The following is a 22,356-nucleotide window of genomic DNA, read 5'->3' on the forward strand; positions in this document are numbered from 1 at the left end:
TTATCCGTCCTTCAACTTTCCGATCTCCCGGTCCTGAAACGTAATATCGAAAAGTTTTCCTTGGTCAATTCGAACGCGTCGATCCATTCGCTCGGCGAGTTGACGATCATGGGTTGCAACGATCAACGCTACCCCTTGATCTTTTAACCCTAGCAGGACATGAGAAACCTGTTGCGCCATTTTTTCGTCCAAATCGTTCGTCGGTTCATCGGCTAGAATGAGCTGGGGTTCCATAACGAGCGCCCGAGCCAGGGCTACACGACGCTTTTGACCAAAACTGAGCTGATGAGGGAGATGGTTGATGCGGTTCGCCAATCCAAATTGTTCCAGAATCTCTCTTGACTGCTTTTGCTTTTCCCGTGCCTTTCCGGCGAGACGGGCTGGGAGCAACACATTATCCCCTACAGTCAGCGAACCGATTAATTGTGAATTTTGAAAAACGTAACCCATATGGTGATTGCGAAGATTTGATAATTCCGTATCAGATAACCCTCGCATCCTTTGACCATACAAGAGAATTTCACCGCAACAGGGTTCCAGCAGTAGCCCTAATATCGATAGGAGCGTTGTTTTTCCACTTCCAGAGGGTCCTAGGACAGCCACAGACTGTCCCTTTTTGATTTCAAAGGATATGGACGAAAGAATCGTCTCGTTCCCATATCTTTTTGTTACGTCTATCGCTTCGATCATCATCAAATTCCCACTTCCTGAACGGCTTCCCCGTTGCTGAGTGACCCCATGGACACCTCTTACCTGTATGTATTGAGCACTCGGTCGTAAATATCTTCAATCGCACGCAATCCACCGTTATACCCTGCGTATCCGCAATGGAGCACTAATCGATATGTGATCGGTACACTTACCGGGAGTAAGTCAGCCTGAATCTCCCTAGCTAAGTCCCGTTCCCAGCCGCTGCCGAGAATGAGAGACCTTTGCTTATGGTGCTCCGCCCGAATCTCTTCCTGTATGTGCCCGCCGTCGACAGTAAAGGTGACTTCCGCCGAACGGAGTTCAGAAATGTTCCGGAATTGCTCTCGAATTCGCTCCTGATACTCATCCGGCGTATCATCAATGATGTACTGCTTGGCTGGAAGGATGCCAAGCTCATTGAGCAAAAACTTGGCAAAGCCGGCAGCATAGGTTGCATCCAAGATGGTATAAAACTTGCGAGGCAAACCATACCGAAATTCCAACAGAAAGTCAGCCGTCCGCTCAATATAGGAGTAAAATTTCTCTTCTTCCTTTAGAATGAATTCTTCCGCTTTGTCTCTGTCCAGCCCGCCGAATTCCGTCACACCTCGTAGAAACCGGGATGTTTCCGCACCACCGATGGGCAGGTAAGGAAAGTGATAATAGGGCGTCCCATAGCGCTCTTGTAAGCTTTTCACGATATCCAACCCAGGCCACGCCGAGATTAAAATATTGAATTGCGCCTGCGGAATCGTTAACCATTCCTTCACCCCTGCTGACTCTGTACCGAAGAGAATATTCACCTGTAGGCCAATTCCTTCTAAAATGCGCTTTAGCTCAACGAGGTTGCCATTCCAATAGGGATCTTGATAGGGGATGGTGGCAAAGACATTGACCAATCCTTCTTTTTTACCCAGATTGAAATCGGTCTGTTTATCTACATACTGTTCAATGATGGACCGCACAACCCCATCGTGGCTGACGTAGTTGTTGCTCTTAAATCCTCCTGTTTCCGCGTAGACGATCGGCTTGCCTAGTTCTTGAAATTGTCGGGTAACCTGACCGATATCATCGCCCACGATGTCAGAAGTGCAACCGGTGAGCACCACATAGAGGTCCGCGTCGATCACCTGAAAGGCACCGTCGATGACACTACGCAGTTTATTCTCACCGCCAAAAACGATCTCCGGTTCACTGGCATTCGTGCAAGGAATCGTACTTCCACCGGCATAACCTTCCCCTTGCCCAATCAGACTGCAGATTTTCGTGCTGCATCCCGGTCCGGCATGCACTATGGGAACGGCCCGTTTGATGGCGACGACGGTTTGCTGTGCACCTAATGCGCAAGAGTAGCGAGGCTGCTCAATAACTTTTGACATGTGCACAACCTCCCAGAAAAGTGTACGGATTTTGTTCAAGCCACCATTGGGTGTACGGCATGGTGCTATGTTTTGCTAAATTGGTGACGAATTCCTTATTATCGATGGTCTCCAAAATCCTTTCTGCGTAATTGAGCAGTCCCTGGTAACCGAAGCCCAGATGTTCATCGCCGATCAACAAGGTAGGAATCCCTAACTTCGCGCCCCAAAGGGACATCCCGCCATGACGGGCGATCATTAGATCCGGTCGAACCCGGTTTAGGATATTGACCAATTCAAAGGCCTGTTTATTGCATACATTGTAGTTAGGTATATCGCCATAGGTATTGACGGTGTGTTCCAGCATATCTGAACGGGGGTCACCATTGTCATAGACAGGATCATGGTGAAAAATTGCTGCCCCTTGCACCTTCAATCCAAGCTCCTGAAGCAACGCGAGCAACGCATGCCCGTGGGCCGCACCGGCCGTCACGTAACAGGTTTTCCCCTTCAATTTGGCCCGGTATTCTTCAAGTTGAGGTAGTATTTTCGCTTTCTCGACGGAGATGATCTCTTCCACTTCGGCCTCTTTACCAAGGACCTTGCCCAACTCTCGGAACCAAGCATCGGTTCCGGCAATTCCATAGGCTAAAGGTGCCTTCACCTCCGGCACACCGTAAACCTGCTCCAACGCTGCCCCGAGGTAACTGCCCAAGGTCGGACAGATCTGAATGGTTGCCGCGGCTTCCGAGATTTGTTCCAACTGTGCTACCGTCGAGAATGGCACGATGTATGTAGGTTCATAACCGAGTTTCCCCAGCAGTTCCGAGAACACGTCACTACCCCAAAAATTGATAACATTAATCTTGTTGGTCTTTTTCTTCGGCGGTTTGACGATCTTTCTCACGATGGCATGATAGGCAGAATCAAATCCGGTTGTCCATATTTTCGATTTAAACCCCTCACAAAAACAGGCGGCCACAGGAATGCCAAGTTCCTCGGTCATTTTTTCGGTCACACTCTCCACGTCGTCGCCAATGATGCCCGATGCACAGGAGGTAGTTACAAAGATCGCTTTTGGGCGTACTCTATCGAAGGCTTTGCGAATCGTCTCCTCCAGTTTTTGTACGGCACCAAAAATCGTATCCTTTTCTTCAATATTAGTACTGAAATATCTCCCGATCACCGGCGGAAGATTTCGTTCCATCTGCCCTACCCGGTAGACAAAGTTAAAGGTGAAAAAATCACCAGCACAGCCTACTGGGGCATGATTGACCATCGCTGCATCTTGGATCATAGACAATTGGCAAAAAGCGTTGCCCGAACTGCAACCCATGCATTGGCTGAAGGAACGGCTGTTTTCACGCAGCATACCGGCTTTCGCACACTTTACCAGTTGACCTGCGGTGCCTTCAAATCCGGTGATCGATCCAATCCGGACTTCCCGAATCGGCACTTCCGGTGCTTCCAAATTTACTCTGCATTTACTCATGATAACCTCTCATAGTTCTGACTTCTCATCGAAGGCCTTTACAAAGGCCTGAGCCAAATCTGCGATTAGATCATTTGGGTCTTCCAGACCGATGGAAAGTCGAATCAAATCGGGAGTTATCCCCGCCAAGTTCTGTTCTTCCGGCGTTAACTCCCCGTGCGTATTCTTGGGAGAATTGATGATTAGAGAGCGAGCATCGCCGACATTGGCATGATAAGAAAACACTTTGACGGCATTAATGAATTTATACAGTTCTGCTTCACTTCCCTTAAAGCCGAAGGTGAAGATCGTCCCTGCTCCTTTCGGAAAATACTTTGCGGCCAGATCTCTGTAGGGGCTATTTTGGGTGAAAGGGTGGCTGACCCAACTGACCTTGTCATGTTTTTCGAGATATGCCACGACTTTTCGCGTATTCGCCAGTTGCTTATCAATCCGTTCCGAAAGCGTTTCAATTCCCTGTAGAATGAGGAAGGCATCAAAGGGACTTAATACCGCTCCCAGATAGGCCAGATGATTAAAGCGTATTCTCGCTATAAAGGGGGTATTGGGAAAAACTTCGAGGATCGTCCGTTCTTGTCCCGTTTTTTGATCGCGCAACAGGTACTGAGGAACCTCAAAGTGAGGAAACTTCCCATTCGCCCAGTTAAATCTTCCCCTTTCTACAATCACCCCACCAATGGTTGTACCGTGCCCGCCAAGAGCTTTTGTAGCAGAGTAAACAATGATATCGGCACCATGGTGGAACAACTGGACCAGATAGGGTGTACCAAAGGTATTGTCGACAACTAAGGGAATACCCTGTTCATGGGCAACCCGGGCGATAGCCTCGATATCCAGTACGGTCGCGTTCGGGTTGCTAATCGATTCAATCAGTATTCCTTTGGTATCCGGTCGAATCGCTTTTCGGAAGGATTCGGGATCATCGGAGTCTTCGACAAAGTCAATTTGTATACCCAAAGGAGGGAATATTTTTTGAAAACTGTCAGATGTTCCCCCATACAGCCGGGGTGTCGTGACAATTCTTCCTCCCCCCTCCGCCAGATTCAGCAACGTATAGGAGATAGCAGCCATGCCCGAAGCTACGGCGATCGCCCCGGTTCCTCCATCTAATTCGGTAATTCTCTGCTCCAATACGGCCACTGTCGGATTTCCGATTCTCGTGTACAGATACCCGGCTTCTTCCAGGCCAATCAATCGGTCAGCCCGTTCCGGACTCCCTAAATCGTAAGACGCCGTTTGATAGATAGGAACAGCGACTGCGTGATGATGAGCTTTCGGCTCGTAGCCAGCCCGGACTTTTAACGTATCGAACCCGTATTGCGGCTCTGTCATTCATGCCTCACCTTTCCTTCTTAACAGAATAAAAAAAGACCGGGGAGATACTCTCCAATGAATGGATGAGAATCTCTCGGTCTCCGGTCTTTCCGGTCAACGTCGTAAGTAAACCCGAGTTATTCGATTTACATTTATGATTTTAAACATGCCTAGTAATGGATGTCAATAGCTTTTCGATAAATAAATTCCATGGAACCCGACTCCAAAATACGTGATTGAAAAAAGCAGGCGCTCAAAATGAACACCTGCTTTTTAAATCCGCTTACCCGATCCATAGGCCCTCGACTCGAACTTGCAACCCATCCGGTGTCCGGTTAACGTAATTGACCAGCCCGCTATGCCGCCAATTTAACATACATCGGCGAGGCTGAAAGAAATATCTCATCCCCAATTTTATATCCACCCGTGATTCCGTGACCAAGCCTTCATAGCCTTCGGCGATATAGTAGCCCATATCTTTAAATCCCTTTTCCCGTGGATCGAGCGGTCCCGTCACAAACCAGGTTATGACCCCGGTTCGGTGATCGACGGTGTGTACAATACCACAGTGAGTAATCGGGCATCCACAAGACATTCCCAAAGGACGGCCAATTAATATTTCACCTTTTTGAATTTCCAACTCGCGGGTAAGCATAGGATTATGAGGAATGATCACCTCCCGCGGCCCGGGGTCCTCGGGAAACTGATCCAAGTAAAAATCGAAATCTCGATCTAGACTATCCCTCCATTCTGTTTTATTTTTGGTTACCTTAACCGTATCTGATTGTCTTCCGCATGAAGCACTGACACAGCTCTGATGGGTTTCACCGCTACAGTAATTTGTCTTTATCTCAGTTGACTTTTGGCCCGGATGGGTGGATTTAAGTTTATTATCAGACAAGTAAATGCACCGTTTGATCAAATCAGGATTAGACGCTAAAGGAACGGCAAATTCTTCGCAACTCCGGTACCCACACAATCCACAGTTCATACCTGGGAGATTTACCACTGGTATCATCCTTCCCAATATTGTCTTTGTAAGCTTATCAAGGTTCGTCTATACTCTTAATCGCTTGCGCTCAACAGGTTTGTTTACACGGCTCTGGACGTAATGGTGCGCATAGAATCGACAACTCGAGGAATCACTTCTAAGAACTCATTCACTTCTTTTTCCGTATTAAACCGGCCAAGGGTGATGCGTAAGCCGCCTCGCGCCCTCAACGGATCAAACCCCATTGCCTTCAGTACATAGGACGCTTCCGTAGCGTGATTTGAACTGCAAGCACTTCCGGAAGAAATGGCAATCCCTTCCTGATCTAATGCCAGCAGCATCTTGATCGCCTCACCTTCCTGACCGGCGAAACCAATACAAATATGACCCGGCAACCGGCGAAAAGGATGCCCAATCAGATAGGCATTGGGAATTGTATCTACGATCCCGCGAATTAATCGATCTCGTAATTGTACCAACCTTGCCGATTCTCGGCTCATTTCTACTCGCGCAATATCGGCTGCCACACCAAATCCTACGATTCCTATGACGTTTTCTGTGGCCGAACGGCGACCCAATTCTTGCCCGCCGCCGTGGAGCAATGGTTCCAGCTTAATTCCCTGACGGACATACAGTGCTCCGCACCCTTTCGGGCCATAAATTTTATGGGCCGATAAAGAGAGTAAATCGATAGGCTGGACGTGCACATCAAGGGGAATTCTCCCCGCCGCCTGTACTGCATCTGTATGAAACAGAGCCCCGTGGTCTCTTGTGATCCTCGCTAATTCTGCAATAGGTTGAATTGTACCGACGACATTATTGGCCGTCATAATCGATACCAACCGTGTGTGCGGTTCGAATGCAGATGCCAATTCTTCGGGGTCGACCATACCAGAACTATCGACACTTAGATAGGTCACCTCTGCGCCGCGACGTTCGAGATATCGGCAAGTTTCCAAAATCGCCGGGTGCTCAATCGCACTGGTAATCAGATGAAAGGGCTGGCCCCCTGCCAGTTCAAAGAGACCGACGATGGCCGTGTTATCGGCCTCAGTACCACTTCCCGTAAACAGGATTTCTTCCGCTTTTGCATTGATCAATTGGGCCACCTGATGGCGGGCTAGCTCTACCGCTTCACGGGCCTGTCGTCCGATACGATGCATACTGGATGGATTTCCAAAGTACTCGTCAATCCAGGGGTCCATAGCTTGAGCTACGGCCGGATCAATCGGGGTCGTCGCCGAATTATCGAAATAAATATCCCGACTCATTTTATTGCCCCCTGTAGAAATTCTGGTTTTCTAACGAACGGACCACGCCAAAGTGGGATTGCCAACCAACCTCTTTCTTACCTACGCAAATGGTACAAGTTCCAACGGGTGGGTTCCCGCGCAAGTACAACTGACCTTCCACATCGGCTGATTCAAGAATCTCCTCTACGAGCGGATCAATCCCAATGCCGTAGAGTGCATTCACCTCTCGTATGAGCACCTTGGGAGCCACATCCTGGATTCTGGCCCGGAAGACTTCCCGTTCCGCCTGGGAGACTCGGTCAATTTTCGTCACCACAGCGATGTCTGAGAGGGAAAGTATAGGACCCACTTTAAGGGGCAAATTCATCCCGCTTGTCGCCTCAAGAACTACGATACCGAGGACATCTTCTACATAGGGCGAACAACGGAGGCATAAGCCGGCTGTCTCCACGATCAACACATCACTGCCTTGTTCTTCAGCCCACTCCAGCGCATCACCTAATACCATCACATTGCAATGATCGGGGCAAAGTTCACCGGAATAGATTTTACGGGTAGGAATACCGAACTCTTCGGCCAACTCGATATCTTCTTCAGCATATTGCACATCGATTTTCAAAAAAGCTGCCTTTTTCTCATTGCTCTTAAGCTTCCGGATGACGTGACGAATTACCGAGGTTTTCCCTGTCGTGGCTGGACCCGCAACAATGGCCAATTTCATGCGAATACCTCCAAGTCATTTGCAATGAGTCGCTGACCCCAGCGCAATTTTTCCCGTAACAAACAGAGACTGTCGTCCAGCTTGCTCACGCCTTCAGAAAGTTTTTGCTCTTCCTGATCGGTGTGTAGCACATCGGTAATGCTTCCCTCCCGCATGACAATCCGAAAGTCTGAGAGCAACACGATCCTGGGATCATGCGTGACAAACAAAAAGATTTTCTTATGCTCACGGAGAAGTTGTAAAGCCCGTGTCCGGTGAATCCCGGCGTTTTCCACTTCGTCGAGGAGGACGATGGGCGTGTCACAGATGATTGTGGCATCGGCGATCAGCAACGCCCGTGTTTGCCCTCCGGAGAGTTCTGTCATTCTGCTTTCCAAGTTGATAGGTTCGCCAGTTAATTGATTTGCGAAAGATATTACTCTCTCAATCAATCCATCAGTGCTTTGATCTCTTTTGTCACGGATGCGTGCGTGGGTCTCCAAAAACTTGCGAACCGGTAAATCAGAAAGGAAATTGGTATGCTGGGTAATTAAGGCAATCGGATTCTTTGCGGGATCATAACGATACTCACTGGGTGGCACGCATCCGTTGATCAAAATGCGTCTTCCCGTAGGTGTATTCGCATTTGCCAGGAGTTCAATATCGTTAATCAGTGTTGTCTTCCCGGAACCAGTTGGTCCGACAATGCTGACCACGTTCCCCATCTTCAAATCGATCTGTTGAACCGCCTCGGGACGGCCCGACCGTCCATGACCTCCCATAATAGTGACACTCTCGATCAATTTTTTTCACTCCTTTAATGAATAAATCACGGCAAGGTGGGTCGTTATTTTGTTGAAAAAAAAATTTATATACCGTCGCCGTTCTGCATGTAGTTAAGCCGCACCTCGCGAAATTCGCCGGAAAACCCGTCGTACACCTTTTGCAGCGTTGCCTGGTGCATCAATTCGACCATGTAATCACGGACGTTGGCGAAAAGCTGTCGGAACTTACAGACTCCCTCTTGACTGCATTTCTTATATTCGGCCACAGATACACATCCGACGGGGGCCAATACGCCGTCAAAATAACGTATGACTTGACCAACTGTGATTTCATTCGGGTTTTTTGCCAAAATGTACCCGCCGTTCTTGCCTGGAATACTACTCACCCATCCCTGAGCTTTCAATTCCAACATGATGTGCTCTAAAAACCGTTTTGGAATGTTGTTCCGCTTTGCCAACTCTCGGATGGGTACCGGACTGCTCCCATAGTATTCAAGCAGGGTAAAAAGTGTTCGCAGCGCATAATCAGTTTTCTTAGAAATTTTCACGGAGGCAGCTCCTTTCATCCTTGGTCTTTTGTCTATTGATATCAGTCACAATTAGTAGTATTCCTGAAATATGAAAAGACCGCTTAGCTCGGGAGTCATCCAAACTCTACCGAGAAAGCGGTCTTTTTAAAATAGGGTTGACTAGATTATATTTCATTGGTGGCTAAGCGATTTTTAGTGCTCAAATCTGTGGAAGCAAATTGGCTTATTTTATCTCGATAGCGAATGCAGCGAAATAGCCCTCCCTTTCCATTGTTCTGTCGCAATACCTTTTCCAGATATTGCAGAGAGGGTCTAGAATCAATTGAATTTTTCTTTAACATTTCATCACCTCATATCAAAAGCATCCTACACCGCTTGACTTGTCACCTATTTCGATCCCTTGACTGCGTTAATAAAACTGACAACGTTGTATATCGGCGTGTCCGGAGGAATGTCACATCCAGGCATCAGGATAAAAGGATACTCCTCTCCGGCCTCTAATAAGCAACTTTGTCCTTGGGCGAATACTGTCTCCGGACTTCCATCCTTTAACACAGCAACCGGGTTAACGTTCCCGGCGAACGTAATCTTGTTTCCTACCTTCTCACGGACATGTTTCAGGTCGACTTTAAAGTCAACAGACAATACATCAGTGCCGCTTTCCGGAATCAGCGACAAGCGATCGGTAATATTCCCGCATATATGCAAAAACGTAAGGACCCCCTGATCGCGAATCCACGCCATCAATTGGGTGATGTAAGGCAGAGCGAATTCTTGGAAATGCTTCCTTGAAATCATATCGCCTGACGCCGTCGGTTCCGCTACCGACAGAATCTTAGCTCCGGCTTGAATATAACCCTCTAAATACTTCACAGCCAATTCTGTGGAAAGCTTCAATATGGCATGAGCGGCCGCTTTGTCTTTATACAAACTGTACATGAGCCGCTCAACCCCGAAGATGAGGCCGGCCAATGTAAAGGGGCCCCAAGTACTAGACCCCACCAGTGTCTTATGGCCGATGAGCTTATGAACTATGCCCGTCATTTTCCAGAGCGAAGCAAGATTCTCATCGTCTCTGATCCGTGATAGATCGATTTTTTCGATCTTTTCGCCCATCAGTGGTTCCGTTACATCAGGCGTTCCTTTCACACGATATTTAATCTTTCCCCCGATGGCCTGTATGGCAAGGTTGTGATAGCCCGATCCCGGCCATACAATATCGGAGCGAACGATTTCATTCGTCTCTACGATGATTTGCGCCGCTCTTTCTGGATCACGCAGCGCCTCTTGGAGGGATAAGCCTCGTTGCCGGAAGGTCCAAGCACCTCCCGATAGCAAAGCGACAGGACGGCGTCCTGGAGACCCGCCCTGGATCGTGGAGAGAACCACATCCTTATCGGTCATAGAAACGTCACTGGCCATATCTACGAACTCCTTTTCTCTATAGTAACTGTTCGTAACTTATCGGCTCACGGGCGATTATGAAAAGGGATTCCCCAAAAAAGGAGGCAAGGTTGTATCACTTGTGACAACCTCACCTCCGGATATTCGGTCAGCAAAAAAGTAATTATCTTCCGGCGATGACCACGCCAAGTAAATCTTCGATCAAACGTAAGCCACCCCGGTAGCCCGCATATCCCCGGTCGAGAATAGCCCGGTTAGACACGGGGAAGCTGATACTCACGTGAGCCGCTCCCAGCGATGCTGCCAGTTCTCTTTCCAGGGAACTGCCGACGACAAAGGCAGGGTTGAAGGCGTGCTTGTATTTTTGATTTTGACGGGAAGGCCAGATTTGGTGGAAATGAGAAATGATTTGACTGCCATCGCTTTCGAAGACGAGATGAGGTTTCAATCCGGACGTTAATGTTTTCACCGTCAATGTGAGTGCCCTTTTCCGATCATCGTCGTGGGAATCGGTGATCACCACCAGTTCCGGCAACCAGCCTAGATCATCGGCAAGGAAGCGGGTAAGCGCCGGTGCATAATTTCCGTCACCGACAACGATGGCATACCGTTGCAAGTCCATATCGTTGTAGCAGTCGGTGAGCGGTTCAAGGGTTCGATAATAGTAGCGTTGTTCTGAGGCGATCACCGATTCGAGTATAGCGGGTTCCAGAGACAGAGCCTGAGCTACTTGCCGCAAGAACTGTTCTGTCGCCGCAGGCCCAATCGGCAGGGCCGTCGTGACATAAGGTACGCCGTGGATTTCTTGGGAGACCTTCGCAGCTTCCAATCCATAAACTTCAGAGACAACGATGTTCAATTCGGCCGCTGATGCGGTGCGGATACTTTCCACGGTGTCTTCCGCCGTAAAAAAGCTGTTCACAGTCAGACCGAGCTTTTCTAGCAACCCACGCAGTTCTACTAAATTTCCCCGCCAAAAGACGTCTTGGTAGGGTGGAATGCCCCAGAGGTTGACCCTGCCTTTTTGTAAAGGCAAGCCTCGCTCTAGGATATCCCGGAATAGGGATTGCAGCACCAGATCGTAACCAGCATAGGAGTTGCCTTTGAATCCGGCCGTTTCGGCAAAGGTGATCGGTACTCCCTGTTCTCGAAACTCAGCTACCACCGGGGCCACGTCATCACCGATGATCTCTGTGACACAACTGGTTAAAAGGACGAAAAGTTCCCCTTCCATGACCTCCAAGGTGTGTGTGATCTGCTGGCACAGCCGGTCCACACCGCCGAAAACGACCTCCCGCTCCTGCACGTTAGAACTGGGAACGGTTAAGCTGCCGCAATATCCGCCCACTTGCAGGCCGGCAGCGCCATTTTGTGTCCAGGCGAAGTTACCGGCGCAGCCTTGAGCCGCGTGAAGGATCGGTATACCGCCGGGCAAGGCTGTGACTGTCGCGACAGCACCGCCGGAAGCACAAGTATAACGGGGGCGTTCTACAAATACTTGGTTACTCATGACATCTGCCTCCCCGGGTGCGAATATAGCGGAAGGGATCTGCTTGGTACCACTCCGCACGGTATGGAAGCCGTATATGTTTCGATAGATTGATGTTGAAGGATGGATTTCGCAGTTGCCGGTACAGGCGTCGGGCCAGTTCATAAGCACCTTTATAGCCTACATAGCTTAAGCCTGTATTGTAGATGACATGGGTAGCGATCCCCAGCTTGGAAGCAGTCATGTTTCCATTCGTATGGCCGAGGAACAAATCGGGCTTGAGCTTTTGCAACAGGTTGGCTTCTTCAAAAGGTTGTACGTTAGCGATATTGATCAGAAAATCCGTTTTTGCCTGGCGCGCTAGTTTTTCATACTCTCCTTCGGCGAACTCATCGTGGTGGAATGAGCGAATTCCCCGCACATCAAAACCAAGTTCCATCAGCAACTGAGCCGTCGCCAAGGCACGAAATTCACCAGCGCTGACAAAGACGGTCTTTCCTGCAAAAAGAGGTTTGAACTCCTCCAGAGCGGACCCTAGTTCCTGCACCTCTTGTTCGATGATTTGTTCCGCTCTTTCTTCCAATCCGAAAAATACAGCGATGTCCCGGAGCCATCGATTTGTGTTTTCAATCCCAATGGGCATGTGTTTCAGTTGATAGGGGACATCATACTTCTCTTTCAAGTGTTTGAGTATGTAATCGTCATGAGTCGGGCAGGTACTGATGGATAGGGCGGCTTTCGTCATTTTATACATCCCATCGGGAGAGGCAAAGACGGGGAAGAAGTTGACCTCTAAACCAATGCTCTGAAGCAGACGTTCTAACTCTAACTCATCTACTCGCCCCATCGATGACACGTTCATCAGATTGACGGTACGATGGAAGCGTTCCCTTTCTAGCTGGCTGACTTGCTCAGTCTCCTCTTCGGTCTGCTGTTCTCCGGAAATCGATACTTTCACATCTTGAAGGACTGTTGCTTCATCGCTCTCTTCGGGCTCGTCCAAGAGTCTTCTTCCGATACCATGGTATACGGCATCATAGGCGGTCGCCCATATTTTCGTCTTGAAACCTTGGCAGTGGACTGGCACGATACGGGCTTCCACGTCTGGCTGAACCTCAGCCACGACTCCATCGATATCATCTCCGATGATTCCAGGGACGCAGGTCGATACTACGAAGATGGTTTTCGGCTTATAACGGAGGTCTGCCTCACGAATGGCTGGAGCTAGTTTCACTTCACCCCCGCCGATGACATCGGTCTCGTTCAGTCCTGTGGAGAGCCAGATGGCGTCTTTTCCCTTACCCGTTCGCTGCAAGCTGCCGGAACGGGTATTCGCATTTTGGGAGTGAGAGCAGGAACCGCATCCGTTAGCACCGTGCACCAATACTACGCTGTCGGGGATGGAGTTGAGAATAGCCAAGGCAGGCAGCATGAGACAAATAGACCCCTGGCTGAAGGCACGTTCTCCATCATCGAGAAGGCAGCTTTTCTTTTTCGCTAGAGTGCCAACGGTATCGCTCATGGCGATGCAGGCACCGAGGCGCTCTTCTCGACGGGGAGGTTCTTTTTGGTCCAAGAATGACAACGTCTTCACCTCAATCTTTCTTTCGGAAAAACAAAAAGCCGAGGCATTACCGCCATTAAAACGGTAATACCTCGGCCTCTAGTTTATCTAGTGAGCCTTCAAATTTTATGAATGGGATAATCTAGATTCTACAGGCTTCCTTTTATCTTGTCAATACCTACCGGTTTAGTAAACATTCAAACGGAACATTCGCCAAAGTATCAGGGTGACTTTCTTTCCGACCCTGTCTAAATATGGGAGTTCCAGACCCTGCCGTGTGTTCTCCTCGGCTCTATCAGTGAGTTGCCGATAGACCTACGTTTGTTATCGTTTTTAAGATCTGTAGATTGGGATTGTGTAGACTTGTTTTTTGTAGACTGGGTTCGTGTCGGTTGGACTTGTTCGGTTGCCGGATCTAGCTTTACGTTGGTGGCCGCTTCTGCCGGAGGAACTTCTAATCTGTCCTTAACAGACGTGGGGATGTTTTTGCCTTCACCGAGATTGAACGATGATTCGTTCCAACTCGGAGCAAAGATGACCGTTAGGGATAGCGATAGAATTACGCCCACCCAGATATAGGTATCTTTTTTCATAGCCTTTTCCTCCTTAGAATATGACGCACGACTTACTTGTTTTTAAACAAAAATAGCCAAGGCATTACCGCCACAAAGGCGGTAGTACCTTGGCCTCTAGTTTCTCTAGTGAGCCCTAGATTTCAACCGATGGGATATTTTAGATTCTATCGGCTTCCTTTTTTCTTGTCAATAGCCACTTTTTACGTTCAACTAGTACGTTCCAATCAACCGCTTGCTCCAGGATTCGGTTGTATGGGGCAGAGAAAACAAAAAGCATTCCCTATTCGACTGCTTTTTCCGGTTTGTCTGCTCGCAGTTGCACGATCACTGCCCCAGCAACCACCATCGCTGCCCCGATGAACTGACCGACAGTTAAATTCTCCTGCAACACGAGCCAAGCGACAAAAGCAGCGACGACCGGTTCGACCGTAGAGAGGATGCCAACGGTCGCTGCAGGAAGCCATTTGAGGCTCATAAAATACAAACCGAAGGGGATGAGTGTGGCCATCAGTGCTACGTAGAGGAGAAAAAGCCATTGTTCATTCGCCGTAGGCCAATCCAGCGTGAACGGCGGCACCAACAAAGCCCAAACGATAAAACCGATCGCAGAACCGTAGGCCAAACCAGCCCAGGGATGAACACGACGCCCTACGGCTTGTCCTGCCAGGGTATAGCCAGCCACCAAAAAAGCGGAAACGATGCCCGTCATTAGACCACTTTCAGTGATCTGCAGACTGTGCTCGACCATTAAGTATCCGCCGATCAAACTAAAAGCCATACCGAGCCAATGGGCTCGGTAGATCTTCTCCTTCCCTCTCCAGGCGAGATAAGCGATGAGCACAGCAGGGCTTGTATACTGGAGAAAAACGGCCGTTGCAACATTCGTCTGACTCACCGTGTAAAGGTATGTAAATTGGACTCCTCCCAGCATAACCCCTAAAGTAATCAATGAGGGAATTTGTCCAGGCGACAACCGCAGCCATTGAGGACGAAAGATTCTGAGCACCAGGAACAGCGAGACGGCTGTAAAAAACAACCGGACTTGGACAACAAAGATGGGACTGACGGCTTGCTGGAAGAGAAGCTTGGCGATCGTTCCATTGATTCCCCATAAGGTACTCGCGAGGAGAACCAACAAAAACCCGAGCCATCGATGATTTTGGTTCAAGTGCAATGATCCTTTCATGGTACATAATGTAGTGGATTCGTTCGTTCATCGCTTTACTTTACAGGCATAGACGACAATTCAGCTCGCGCGCCTAGATAATGCCCTCGGATCATTATGCTTCAAGGGCTTTTCTCTGTCCATAGTGAAAGTCCTTTTTATTTTGAGTTTTATTCAAGCATTTAACAAATCATTCATCTCCAAATGGTACAATAGGACTATGTAAGTATGATTTGGAATATATACATAAGTTCAAAAGCAAGAAGGGATTGAAAGTATGCATAAACGCTCAAGCCTTCTCTTAATTTCGGCTGCTTTGTGGACATCAGCAATTGGAACCGCTTATGGCAGTGGTAACCCTTCCGTCCCGATTCAACTCGACGGGACACCGATGCCATTTTCCGGCCGCGTCATGAACGACCAAACTTTCGTTCCGCTTCGTGATATCAGCGAACAACTGAACTTTTCTGTCAAATGGGATGAACCGAGTCAATCCATCACCCTTGTAAAAGGAAGTAAAGAAATCCTTCTGCACATCGGCAAAGCTGATGTATCCGTCAACGGTCATGATTTGTTCCTCAACAGCACGCCGGAAATCATCGATGACCGCACCTTTGTTCCGCTTCGCTTTATTGCAGAAAACTTAGGTACAGAAGTGAAATGGCAACCTAACACCCGTACAGTAGCCCTTCGTTCGATCCCAGAGAGCCCTATTCTCATCAGCAACCAAAAAGAACAGTCCGATGATTCGGACGTATCCATAAAGATTCAGTACCCCCAACTGGATGGCCTTGCCGATCCGACTGTACAAACCAAGATCAATCGCATCCTCAAGGAGCGCGTTGATTCCTTTAAAAAGAATAATATCGGTACGTTACGAGAGAGTTTGGTAGAACTCCGTGATGCCGGCGCCAAGAATATGACCATGGCCATAGACTGTAATTATGAAGTCAAATACAACCAACACGGGTTGATCAGCTTTTTCTTTAGAGATTACATCTATTCCGGCGGTGCCCATGGAATGACTTATGCTTCGTCGATAACCGTAAGCACCACCAATGGGAAGGTCTATTCCTTACCAGACCTCTTTCAGGATGACTCCTATATACCGCTCATCAACCGAGACGTGTCTCAGTATTTCACTGAGCAAATTAACCAGCCCCTCTCTGGGTTCACCAGCATTCCTAGGGATCAGAATTTCTATCTCAGTCCGGAAGGACTTGTAGTCTATTTTCAACTCTATGAGTACACACCTTATGTCTACGGTTTTCCCGAGGTGGTAATTCCTTACTCGGATTTAGATTCTCTTATGACGATTCATCTCTAACCAAAAAGTCATTTACCTTACAACGATAATAAAGCGATCTCGTGGGGTATTTACGAGATCGCCGGTTCAAAACGCCAAAAAGAGCCGATCTTCTATGAAGGTCGGCTCTTTTATATATTACTGTTTCATATTGGCATGCTCTTGGGAACTCATACCGGGCATGTCACTCATGTTCGTAGATTTTTGTTGTGATTTATCGGAAGAGGGCTCTTGAGATTGAGCAGCAGCGGGTGCATTTCCCGTCGGAGCTGCCGAATTCGTCGCCCCTTGATTACTGTTGCAAGCTGTGGAAATCAGTAATACACCGCTGACAGTAACCGCCAACAATAGCTTCTTAAACATGTCTTTCCTCCCTCAAACAATTAAGAACACTTTCTTAAAAAAATTTAATGTTCTTACCAGAAATGAAGCATCCCTATGCTCCCTTTAATCTTATCAAGCACCTGTGAAGAATTGATGAAGAAATGGAACCCTCAACTTATAGAAAAATCAGTGACCATAAGGCTCAGTAAAGAGTTCATACGTTCTTCAAATCTATTTCGTAAAATACAAAAGCAGTTAGGTAATCACCGAAGCAGCAACATTTTTACTTAACGAAAAGCACGATGCTTATAGCGCGCGCAAAAATTAATAATCAGGAGGACAGCCATGTTTAGTGTAAATACAAAGGCGTTCTTATTGACTTTTACACTATCCTTTTCCTTGATAGGTACGGCATGGGCCGCGGAAATGAGCCATGAACACAGTACTTCCTCTTCCTCACCGGCACCAACGGCTTCTACAGCAGGGAATCATTCTATGGATGGGATGGTGGACGATCACTCCATGCCCTCCGGTATGAGTCATGAGCCATCTTCGGGCAGCACTCATTCTATGGACGGTATGATGGACGATCATCCTATGCCTTCCGGGATGAGTCATGAGCCATCTGCAGGCGGTACTCATTCCATGGACGGCATGATGGACGATCATTCTATGCCTTCCGATATGAATCATGATGACATGATGAACCACCACGATATGAATATGCCTATGGCTGGGACTGCCCATGACGCTTCCTCAGCCACTGGAGATCATGACAACGATACCACTCATGGAATGATGCACGGAGATGCATCCATGCCAAACAGTAAAGGACTCTATAAAGTCACGATGATGAATCCCCCTGATTGGACCATGGACGAGGCTTCTATAATCCAAGTTTCCGTCCAGTCGGCAGACGGTCAGACCCTGACTCCTTCGGCACTATCGGTACAGTTCCTCTCCCAAGAAAGCAGCGGCCATGAACATGGAGCAACGTCGGCTTCTACTCTCGTTGTCGATGCTACTCCTTCTGGAAACGGGGAGTATACAATCGCCATAACCCCCAATAAAGAAGGAAATGCTTCTCTGGTCTTTACCGTCCAAGGCCCAAAAGGAACCGGCGCTGAAGTTGTACCTATACACGTGAGAACTTCTCCCCCAAACAAGTGGTTCTTGAGCGGGTTCGGCTTGTTTGTTGCCGGTACGTTGATGAGTTCTACGATTCTACGAAACAAGCGACAACTGAAGGAGGTGTAATGATGAACTCTACAAATAAAGTCAACCACGATGATAATCGACAGCCGTATAACCTTTTGAAAAATCGCTGGATCAAAGGCATTTTTCAAAGTTCTTTATATCCACGGGTATTTCACTGGATCACAGTCACAGTCTTCGCACTGATCATCTATGTTACCTTGTTCGGCTCCACCAATGCTTCTAAAAACTTCGGCACTGCCGCCACCTGGGTACTTTGGTGGCCCCTGATCCCTTTGTTCTTCTTCCTCTTTGGCCGGTTTTGGTGTGCCATCTGCCCCTTCTCGTGGCTTTCAGATACTGTGCAGAAGTATTTCGGCGCGAACCGGCCTGTCCCCCAGTTCCTAAAGAAGTATGGATTGTGGATCATCGACGCCTTTTTCCTTCTCATTACTTGGTCGGATCATATCTGGGGAGTTATCGAGTCGCCTCGCGGTTCGGCCTACCTCCTGCTGATTATCGTTGCCCTCGTCATCTTTGCCGGTGCCTTTTGGGAGCGGAGAACTTTTTGCCGCTACATCTGCTTTATCGGCGGCCTGTCAGGAAACTATTCCCGCGCTGGTATTCTAGAGCTCCGGGCAACCCCGGATATTTGCCGCAATTGTACCAGCAAGTCCTGTTACAACGGTTCCGATAAGGCCCCAGGCTGCCCTATGTTTGAGTTTCCCCGCACGATGGAAGACAACACCAAATGTAATCTCTGCGGCTACTGCATCAAGAACTGCCCCAACGATTCGATTCGCGTGACACCCCGTGTTCCGACGAAGGAACTCTGGTTCATTCGTAAACCTAAGATGGAAGAAGCTTTTCTCGCCGTAGTCGTCATGGGTATTGTGTTGATTCAAAACTTGACCATGCTGTCCATCTGGCCCCGCATCCTGGAATTTACACAAAATTTGCTGGGAACGACCAATTACCCAGTCGTCTTTACGACCATCTTCTTGGTAGCCATGGCGATTCCGTTCTTCGCACTTTGGTTGACCAGCGCCTTTTCTCGCGTCGGTACGTCCGACAAGACGATGCGGAATTTAACCCTATTCGGCTATGCGATCATCCCGCTCGACTTAGCCGCACACATGGCTCACAACCTTTTCCACTTGCTCAGCGAAGGAAAAGCCCTTTGGTATACCTTCTTAAATGTATTCACCACCGTGTCGACCCCCGCATCCTTAGCCTTCGTAGATAACGGCACTATCTATATCTTGCAAATTCTGTTGCTCCTCGTTGGCTTTATCGGCTCGGGCTATACAGCCTTCCGGATCGCTCGAAACCATTACAAAGAGCAAGGAAAGATGTTCTCGACCTTACTCCCCCACCTGATTTTCTTGGGCTTGATCCTAATCATCAACATTTACGCATTTTCGTTGCCGATGGCTCACCGGGTGTAACGCCTCTCCTATGAATAGATCCCAAAGAGACCCTACAGATTGTTAGACGATCTGTAGGGTCTCTCTTCATCGAAATAGCGTTCTCTACTGTTGTGCCCTTTTTGCCTCTAGAAAAGCCACAAACTTATGCTTTTTAATCAATGTTCAGATGAAGTTTTACTGTAAAACAGCCTTCATAATCTCTTCACTCTATACTAATTTTTCTTATTGAGTTCGTACTTATCAATCAACTGCTTTGCTTCTTCATAATACTGGTCACAGTACTTGGTAAAATCCTCTCCCGAAAGGTACGCCGCGGGCTGACCGATTTTCTCCATCTCATTGAGGTATTCTGGGTCGTTACAAATCTGTTGGAAGCCCTCTCGCAACCGCTGAACGATAGCCGGGTCCGTGTTAGCGGGAACAGAGAAGCCCCGTCGAATGTCAGAGGTGAAGGAATAGCCTAGCTCCTGGAAGGTAGGCACATCGGGAAGCCAGTGGTGGCGATTTTCCGAGGCGATAGCGAGCATGCGGAACTGTTCTGTGTATCGCATAATGTCGTTCAAATTCCCGATCATCGCATCGATATGACCACCGAGGAGCGCCACATTCTGATCAGCAGACCCTTGGAAGGGAACAGCGTTGAATTTCACACCCAAAATGTCCTGCAGTTTTAGGAGGGCCATATGATGGGCCGTGAAGGTCCCGACGATACCAACAGTCATTTGGCCATCCTTTTTCTTGGCTTCGGCAATGAAATCGTTGAGGGTCCGGATAGAACTGTTTTGATTGACGACGATCAACTGTGGATCATTGACCACCTGGGCGATATGGACGAAGTCGTCTTTGCGAAAGGTCGCCTGGGGACTCAGCGACTGTAAGAGAATATGGGGAACGTTGACACCGCCGATAGTGTACCCGTCCGGTACTGCCCGGGCGATCTCCGTAAAGCCAACTTGCCCTCCGGCACCGGGTTTGTATTCAAAGGCCAGCGGCTGGTCATTGAAATACTTCTTCCAGTACTTCTCAACGATCCGAGCCTGCACATCGCTAGAACCGCCAGCCGTAAAGGCGATGATCAGTTGAACCGGCTTATTCGGATACCCTTCACCGTTGGACTTGTTCACCGGCTTGACGCATCCGTAAAGAACCACACTTAGCAACATTACGGCTGCGATCATGCTCGCGCACCAGGTAAACCGTTTTGGGAACATGTAGATACCTCCTTGGTTTCACCAGGACAGGGCGTTTTTTCTCGATGACATCAGGAAACTCAAAAGATTCCGAGGAAAACTCTTCAGCATCTCCCGGCAAGGGGATCTTTTTGTACCTACCGTAGAGGGATGAGATGGTTAACAAGAGGGCAAGTATGCAAATTGTCAAACTGATGGGCCGGGTGAATAAAAGATAAATTCCCATATCGCCCATGCTCAAGGTTTGCTTGATCGACGTTTCGAGCATCCCCGCCAAGATCGTCGTTAGAATCAGCGGTACCGATGGGATTTCTAGCTTTCGCATCAACCAACCGATGAGGCCGAAGGCGATGGCGAGCCAGACATCCATCATCTTATTGCGTACACTGTAGGCACCAATGAAGGAAGAAATGAGGATGATCGGCGCCAGCAGAGGATAGGGCACTTTGACGAGTCTCGCCCAAAGACCTACCAGAGGCAGATTCAAAATGATCAACATGACATTGCCGATATACATAGAGGCAATCAGCGCCCATACGAAGGGTGCGTTTTTTTCAAATAAAGTAGGCCCCGGCTGTAAGCCGTACATCATAAAGCCGCCGAGCAAAACAGCGAGTGCCGGACCAGAGGGAATGCCAAAGGACAGCAGCGGCACAAACCCACCGCTGGTCGTGGCGTTGTTAGCCCCTTCAGCAGCAGCGACTCCGGCGATTTGGCCTTGGCCGAACGTTTCCGGAACGCGGGAAAAACGCTTTTCCGTATCGTAGGCGATGAAGGCGGTCACTCCCGGACTACAGCCAGGCAAAAGGCCGAGAAAAAAACCAATAACGGTAGAACGAAGCATCGCCGGAAATGTCTCACGAAGGTCCTCTCTTGTCGGCATCAAACCGGTCAACTTCGTCCGAATCACTGGAGTCACTTGAGCTTCCCATGTTGAAAGCACCTCGGCTATCGCAAAAAGACCGATGATGACGCTGACAAAATCGATGCCTGACATTAATTCCACCGAACCAAAGGTAAAGCGGGCGATACCTGTGATCGGGTCCATTCCCACCATAGCCACGAAAAATCCAGCAACCGCCGAAATCAACCCTTTGATCAGCGACTTTCCGGAAAGATTGATGACAACACTCAAAGCCAGGAGCATCAGGGCAAAATACTCGGGAGGTCCAAAGTGCAATGCCAGTTGGGCTAGCGTCGGAGCGAAGAAGGTCAGACCGACGAGACTCAACGTTCCGGCAACAAAGGAAGAAATGGCGGAAATAGCAAGCGCCGGACCGGCTCTACCCTTTTTGGCCATGGCATATCCGTCGAGGGCCGTCGGCGCCGACGAAATCTCCCCTGGAATATTCACTAAAATCGCTGTCGTCGAGCCGCCATACATGGCGCCATAGTAGATTCCGCTCAGCATGATGATCGCTGGTGTCGGATCGAGGATCAATGTCAGCGGCAGCAGCATGGCGATGGCCGATGTGGGACCGATACCGGGAAGGACGCCAACGAGCGTACCTAGAACGCATCCGATAAAGCCAAAGCATAAGTTCTGCGGGGTTAAAGCGGCGGCAAACCCCTGTAGGAGCGGCTGAAAAACATCCATACCCA

20 protein-coding genes and 1 pseudogene are annotated in these 22,356 nt (G+C 48.8%); 3 read left to right on the forward strand and 18 right to left on the reverse strand.

The window, feature by feature from the left end:
• The 15 genes and pseudogenes from GJ688_RS04550 to GJ688_RS04615 form a co-directional block, all read right to left on the reverse strand.
• Positions 1-693 carry an ABC transporter ATP-binding protein gene (locus tag GJ688_RS04550; protein WP_155475480.1) on the reverse strand — a complete coding sequence of 231 codons (693 nt, stop codon included), beginning with the start codon at positions 691-693 and terminating at the stop codon, positions 1-3.
• Between the two features lie 56 nt (positions 694-749).
• Positions 750-2,069, reverse strand: coding sequence for a nitrogenase component 1 (locus tag GJ688_RS04555; protein ID WP_155475362.1), 1,320 nt, complete (start codon positions 2,067-2,069; stop codon positions 750-752).
• Positions 2,053-3,540, reverse strand: a complete 1,488-nt coding sequence (locus GJ688_RS04560; RefSeq protein WP_155475363.1) for a nitrogenase component 1 — start codon at positions 3,538-3,540, stop codon at positions 2,053-2,055. Before GJ688_RS04560 ends, GJ688_RS04555 begins: the two co-directional genes overlap by 17 nt.
• 9 nt (positions 3,541-3,549) lie before the next feature.
• Positions 3,550-4,872 (reverse strand): O-acetylhomoserine aminocarboxypropyltransferase/cysteine synthase family protein, encoded by a 1,323-nt coding sequence (locus tag GJ688_RS04565; RefSeq protein ID WP_155475364.1) that lies wholly within the window; start codon positions 4,870-4,872, stop codon positions 3,550-3,552.
• Between the two features lie 265 nt (positions 4,873-5,137).
• Positions 5,138-5,530 carry a hypothetical protein gene (locus GJ688_RS20530; RefSeq protein WP_235910782.1) on the reverse strand — a complete coding sequence of 131 codons (393 nt, stop codon included), beginning with the start codon at positions 5,528-5,530 and terminating at the stop codon, positions 5,138-5,140.
• Positions 5,531-5,767: 237 nt separating this feature from the next.
• Positions 5,768-5,872, reverse strand: a pseudogene (locus tag GJ688_RS21520) ((Fe-S)-binding protein); the annotation flags it as partial.
• Between the two features lie 74 nt (positions 5,873-5,946).
• Positions 5,947-7,116 carry a cysteine desulfurase family protein gene (locus GJ688_RS04575; RefSeq protein ID WP_155475366.1) on the reverse strand — a complete coding sequence of 390 codons (1,170 nt, stop codon included), beginning with the start codon at positions 7,114-7,116 and terminating at the stop codon, positions 5,947-5,949.
• A gap of 1 nt (position 7,117) precedes the next feature.
• Positions 7,118-7,819 (reverse strand): GTP-binding protein, encoded by a 702-nt coding sequence (locus GJ688_RS04580; protein WP_155475367.1) that lies wholly within the window; start codon positions 7,817-7,819, stop codon positions 7,118-7,120.
• Positions 7,816-8,601: an ATP-binding cassette domain-containing protein gene (locus GJ688_RS04585; RefSeq protein ID WP_155475368.1), complete on the reverse strand. Its 786-nt coding sequence runs from the start codon at positions 8,599-8,601 to the stop codon at positions 7,816-7,818. Before GJ688_RS04585 ends, GJ688_RS04580 begins: the two co-directional genes overlap by 4 nt.
• 65 nt (positions 8,602-8,666) lie before the next feature.
• Positions 8,667-9,131 (reverse strand): RrF2 family transcriptional regulator, encoded by a 465-nt coding sequence (locus GJ688_RS04590; RefSeq protein WP_170291662.1) that lies wholly within the window; start codon positions 9,129-9,131, stop codon positions 8,667-8,669.
• 369 nt (positions 9,132-9,500) lie between these two features.
• Positions 9,501-10,535, reverse strand: coding sequence for a uroporphyrinogen decarboxylase family protein (locus GJ688_RS04595; protein WP_155475370.1), 1,035 nt, complete (start codon positions 10,533-10,535; stop codon positions 9,501-9,503).
• Between the two features lie 145 nt (positions 10,536-10,680).
• The gene (locus tag GJ688_RS04600) at positions 10,681-12,027 is read right to left on the reverse strand and encodes a nitrogenase component 1 (protein WP_155475371.1); all 1,347 of its coding nucleotides are present in this window, start codon (positions 12,025-12,027) and stop codon (positions 10,681-10,683) included.
• On the reverse strand, positions 12,020-13,591 hold the full coding sequence (locus tag GJ688_RS04605) for a nitrogenase component 1 (RefSeq protein ID WP_155475372.1): 1,572 nt from the start codon (positions 13,589-13,591) through the stop codon (positions 12,020-12,022). Before GJ688_RS04605 ends, GJ688_RS04600 begins: the two co-directional genes overlap by 8 nt.
• A gap of 227 nt (positions 13,592-13,818) precedes the next feature.
• Positions 13,819-14,163 carry a hypothetical protein gene (locus GJ688_RS04610; protein ID WP_155475373.1) on the reverse strand — a complete coding sequence of 115 codons (345 nt, stop codon included), beginning with the start codon at positions 14,161-14,163 and terminating at the stop codon, positions 13,819-13,821.
• Between the two features lie 262 nt (positions 14,164-14,425).
• Positions 14,426-15,313, reverse strand: a complete 888-nt coding sequence (locus tag GJ688_RS04615; RefSeq protein WP_170291663.1) for an EamA family transporter — start codon at positions 15,311-15,313, stop codon at positions 14,426-14,428.
• 274 nt (positions 15,314-15,587) lie between these two features.
• Between GJ688_RS04615 and GJ688_RS04620 the strand changes: the two genes are divergently transcribed.
• Entirely contained in the window at positions 15,588-16,637 is a 1,050-nt protein-coding gene (locus tag GJ688_RS04620; RefSeq protein ID WP_155475375.1) for a stalk domain-containing protein, read from the forward strand.
• Positions 16,638-16,754: 117 nt separating this feature from the next.
• On the opposite strand, the gene GJ688_RS20410 is transcribed toward GJ688_RS04620, so the two are convergent.
• A complete protein-coding gene (locus GJ688_RS20410) occupies positions 16,755-16,979 on the reverse strand; it encodes a hypothetical protein (protein WP_188039476.1) in 225 nt (74 codons plus the stop codon).
• A 306-nt stretch (positions 16,980-17,285) separates the two neighbouring features.
• Between GJ688_RS20410 and GJ688_RS04630 the strand changes: the two genes are divergently transcribed.
• Positions 17,286-18,197, forward strand: a complete 912-nt coding sequence (locus tag GJ688_RS04630; protein ID WP_155475376.1) for a hypothetical protein — start codon at positions 17,286-17,288, stop codon at positions 18,195-18,197.
• A gap of 2 nt (positions 18,198-18,199) precedes the next feature.
• Positions 18,200-19,582 carry a 4Fe-4S binding protein gene (locus GJ688_RS04635; protein WP_207708755.1) on the forward strand — a complete coding sequence of 461 codons (1,383 nt, stop codon included), beginning with the start codon at positions 18,200-18,202 and terminating at the stop codon, positions 19,580-19,582.
• A gap of 194 nt (positions 19,583-19,776) precedes the next feature.
• Here the strand turns inward: GJ688_RS04635 and GJ688_RS04640 are convergent, their stop codons facing one another.
• Together GJ688_RS04640 and GJ688_RS04645 are read right to left on the reverse strand one after the other, a co-directional pair.
• A complete protein-coding gene (locus GJ688_RS04640) occupies positions 19,777-20,688 on the reverse strand; it encodes a tripartite tricarboxylate transporter substrate binding protein (protein WP_328597315.1) in 912 nt (303 codons plus the stop codon).
• Positions 20,669-22,351, reverse strand: a complete 1,683-nt coding sequence (locus GJ688_RS04645; RefSeq protein WP_155475379.1) for a tripartite tricarboxylate transporter permease — start codon at positions 22,349-22,351, stop codon at positions 20,669-20,671. Before GJ688_RS04645 ends, GJ688_RS04640 begins: the two co-directional genes overlap by 20 nt.
• Positions 22,352-22,356: the final 5 nt, after the last annotated feature.

Source organism: Heliobacterium mobile (assembly GCF_009720735.1).
Lineage (GTDB): Bacteria > Bacillota > Desulfitobacteriia > Heliobacteriales > Heliobacteriaceae > Heliobacterium > Heliobacterium mobile.